We start from the raw sequence: 3,067 nt of genomic DNA on the forward strand, positions 1-3,067 counted from the left end.
ATATAGGTAGCACCTAAGTCTTCAAAAATAGATCTTAATAACTTGGGATTGGGTGGCCGTTTACCGATTAACCATTGAGCACCTGTTTTAGCAAGAATGCCTGTAGTCTGACCAATACGAAAAGTTCCCTTCAATGTATCTGTAAACAATCCCATCGCTTTGTCCTTTTATATTACTATCTGAATTACAACGCTAATAATGAAGAAGCGCCTGTTAGAGTCTTCCCTGCCCTACTCTATAAGCGCATCGGCATGATTACGTATAAGTTTCCATCATTCTCTGAAGACTCTATCAAAGCCGATGAATTTGCATTCAATAGCGTCATTCGAATATTTTCACTCGACAAAACATTCATAACATCAATTAGATAGCTAACATTGAATCCAATCTGTAAATCTTCACCCTGATAATCCACTTCCAAACAATCTTCAGCTTGTTCGTGCTCTGGATTATTAGCAAACACCTGCAATTGATTCTCAGACAAATGTAATTGAATTCCTCGAATATTTTCATGTGAAAGAATACTTGCTCGCGTAAACATATCCTTAAGCGAACTTCTATCCGCATACATAACCTTGTCACCACCCTTAGGAATAACACGGTTATAGTCAGGGAACTTTCCATCGATCAATTTTGAAGTGAATCTATAATTGCCTATCTGTGAATATATATGGCTTTCACCGATAGAAAGCACCACTTCGTCTTCAGAGTCAGATAACAAACGACCGAGCTCAATAATACCTTTTCTCGGTACAATCACCTGCTTGTCTGTATCGCGCTCAAGATCTGTTGCTAGAGATGAAAGTGCGAGACGATGCCCATCCGTTGCAACTAAACGAACGTAACGGTTACCTAGCTCTAACAACATGCCGTTTAAGTAGTAGCGAACATCCTGTTGCGCCATCGCAAAAGAAGTCGCATCAAGCATCTGTTTAAAGTCACGCTGCATGAAACTCACAGCAATATCGTGAGGAGACTCTTCAGTATTCGGAAACTGATCTGCTGGCAAGGTTGCTAAGGTAAAGTGGCTCTTACCGGAACGAAGGTGCATCTTTTCACCTTCCAGACTTAGCTCAATCACTGCATCATTTGGTAAAGAGCGACAAATATCTACTAACTTACGTGCAGGCAAGGTAATTCTTCCAGCAGTCTCGACTGCGGCGCTATTAAGCGTACAAACTAACTCAACCTCCATATTGGTGCCGGTTAATTCTACTTTACCTGGTTCTGCTTCAAGCAAAATATTCGAAAGCACAGGCATGGTTTGCTTTCGCTCAACAACACCCGAAATAATTTGAAGAGGACTTAGGATTTCTTCACGAGTAATAGTTAATTTCATTTTTTATCTGCTCTTTTAGATCTAGAGTATTGTTAGTAATTTATCATGTATATGAGTAATTAAAGAGAACCCAACGCTTATTTAAGTCGTTAAAATTCTCATAAAGTTATGGTGGTCTTCTCGAATACCTGGGTCATTATCCTTCAATTCAACAACCTTCTTACAAGCATGTAAAACAGTCGTATGATCCCTGCCACCGAAAGCATCGCCTATTTCAGGCAGGCTGTGATTGGTTAGTTCTTTTGCAAGCGCCATAGCCATCTGTCTGGGTCTGGTAACTGAACGGGTACGCCGCTTCGATAACAAATCTGCTACCTTTATTTTATAGTACTCAGCAACAGTTCGCTGTATGTTTTCTATACTAACTTGCTTGTCATGTAGAGCAAGCAAGTCTTTTAGACATTCACGAATAAAAACCGGAGTAATCTCTTCGCCTGTAAAATGAGCATTGGCAGCAACTAGTTTTAAAGCCCCTTCTAGCTCACGAACGTTGGAGCGAATCTTTTGAGCAATAAAGAAAGCCGATTCACTACTAAGATTAACCTTAGTCTGCTCTGCTTTTTTCATCAAAATTGCAACACGGGTTTCTAGTTCAGGCGGCTCAACCATAACGGTAAGTCCCCAGCCAAAACGAGACTTCAAACGTTCTTCCATATTATCAATTTCTTTAGGGTAGCGATCGCAGGTCAATATCATTTGCTGACCGCCTTCTAATAAGGCATTAAAAGTATGGAAAAACTCTTCTTGCGAACGCTCTTTACGTGCAAAGAATTGAATATCATCGATTAGCAAAGCATCAACAGATCGGTAATATCGCTTGAATTCATTGATCGCATTAATCTGCAGAGCTTTAACCATATCGGCAACAAATCGTTCGGAATGAAGGTAAACCACCTTAGCATTAGGATTCTTCTTAACGATTTCATTACCGACAGAATGCATCAAGTGAGTTTTACCCAGACCAACACCACCATAAAGAAATAAAGGGTTATAAGCTCCGCCTGGATTTTCTGCTACCTGGACAGAAGCAGCGCGTGCTAACTGGTTAGATTTACCTTCTACAAAAGTATCAAAAGTAAAATTAGGATTTAAAAAGCTTTGGTGTTTTATAATTGAACCTTCAACTTCAACCCGCCGTTCAACAGGTTTCGATGAAGACAGACCACTTTCGCGAGGCTTATGAGAACTATGTTGGTTAGGTGAAGCAGGGCTAGGCTTTCTTCTGTTGTCTTCAGTTTTAAGCTTTGTACTATTATCAGCTTCTTTAAGACTGCCAATTTTTAGATTGACGGAAGAAATGACTTTGTCATGCCCCATATCTTTAAGTAATTCGTTTATACGCTGTAAGAACTTTTCTTTAACCCAATCCAATACGAATTTATTCGGTGCATATAATTGAAGTATACCGTTAACACACTCCCCCTGAAGCGGCCTTAACCAAGTATTATATTGCTGACTAGGCAATTCTTCTTTTAGCTTTTCTAAGCACTCAGACCAGACTTCAGTTTGCACTTGGTACTTTATTCCTATTATTTAGAAAGAGGGGGAAATACAACCGTTTTTATTAAGGTGAATTTTAACGGTAAAACGTCGTAACTACTAGCGCTATTTTTTAGGTTAATAAACCGCCTGTTAATAACTTTATATATATATTTCAAATAATTAATAACTTTACACACAAGCTTGTGCACAATTTTACAGCTAATTTTTTTTAGTGCTCGATTATTG

2 protein-coding genes are annotated in these 3,067 nt (G+C 39.0%); both read right to left on the reverse strand.

The window, feature by feature from the left end:
* Nucleotides 1-235: 235 nt before the first annotated feature.
* Nucleotides 236-1,339, reverse strand: a complete 1,104-nt coding sequence (gene dnaN / locus A3763_RS15135) for a DNA polymerase III subunit beta (protein ID WP_068507320.1) — start codon at nt 1,337-1,339, stop codon at nt 236-238.
* A gap of 81 nt (nt 1,340-1,420) precedes the next feature.
* Complete coding sequence (dnaA, locus tag A3763_RS15140) at nt 1,421-2,851, reverse strand: chromosomal replication initiator protein DnaA (RefSeq protein ID WP_068507318.1); 1,431 nt, start codon at nt 2,849-2,851, stop codon at nt 1,421-1,423.
* Nucleotides 2,852-3,067: the final 216 nt, after the last annotated feature.

This window comes from Oleiphilus sp. HI0128 (assembly GCF_001635365.1).